The organism is Alitiscatomonas aceti, assembly GCF_025567195.1.
GTDB classification, from domain to species: Bacteria; Bacillota; Clostridia; order Lachnospirales; family Lachnospiraceae; genus Alitiscatomonas; species Alitiscatomonas aceti.
Genome location: NZ_JAOQJF010000084.1, coordinates 1 through 1080, shown reverse-complemented (window position 1 = coordinate 1080; position 1080 = coordinate 1). Strand labels below are relative to the sequence as shown.

Below are 1080 nucleotides of genomic sequence, written 5' to 3'. Positions count from 1 at the left end.
TGTTGTAGGTGTCGATGGTTTCCTTGCCCAGCACGGCAGCCAGCTCCTTGAGGGTGGTTGGCTCCTTACCGCCCAGGAAGATGGAAGTATCCATGTTGCCGATGATGGTATCTGCGTTATCCTTATAGATCGCCTTGAGCTGACTCTGCGCCTGCAACACCAGACAGGCGGAGATCTCACGGCTTCGGATGGTTGCTACCAGCTTTTCCAAACGGGGAATCTGCCCGATATTGGCGGCTTCATCAATGAGACAGCGCACATGGACCGGGAGCCTGCCGCCATACACATCGTCCGCCTTTTCACACAAGAGGTTGAACAGCTGGGTGTAGCACATGGAGATCAAAAAGTTAAAGCTATCGTCCGTGTCGCTCATAATGAGGAACAGGGCAGTTTTCCGGTCTCCCAGAGTGTCAAGCTCCAGCTCATCATAGGCTGTGACCTCACGCAGCTCTGCAATGTCGAATACCGCGAGGCGCGCACCACAAGAAATCAGGATCGACTTGGCTGTTTTTCCGGCGGCCAGCTTATATTTCTTATACTGGCGCACCGCAAAGTGGTTTGGCTTCTCGGCTTCCAGCGCATCAAACATCAGATCTACGGGGTTTTTGAACTCCTCGTCATCCTCACGGACTTCCATAGCGTTGATGAACTCAATGAGGGTGGAGAAGTTCTGCTCCTCTACCGGGGCCTCATAGTGGATATACCCAATCAGCGCGCAATACAGCAAGGTCTCTGCTTTGACCCAAAAATCGTCTCCGGCTTTTCCTTCGCCTTTGGTATTGGCGATCAGCGTTGTGACCAGCTTCAAGATGTCCTTTTCGCTATGGATATAGGCAAAAGGGTTATAGTGCATGGACTTCTTGAAGTTGATGGTATTTAGGACCTTGATGCGGTAAGGTTCATAAATGACCTTGCCGTGCTTATCCTTCATGGGCTTTCCGTCCTTGCCCAGCTTGGGCGCACCCCGCTGGAGCATTTTTCCGCACTCCACCAAAATGGTTCCCTTCGGGAGTGTTTTGTCAAGATAAATAAAGGGAATATCTCACCGAATTTTGCATCAAAAATTCGATGATTTCACAT

General features: G+C 50.7%; 1 pseudogene. It reads right to left on the bottom strand.

Going from position 1 to position 1080, the window contains the following annotated elements:
- Positions 1–1015: pseudogene (locus tag OCV69_RS16585) on the bottom strand (VirD4-like conjugal transfer protein, CD1115 family); the annotation flags it as partial.
- Positions 1016–1080 lie beyond the last annotated feature (65 nt).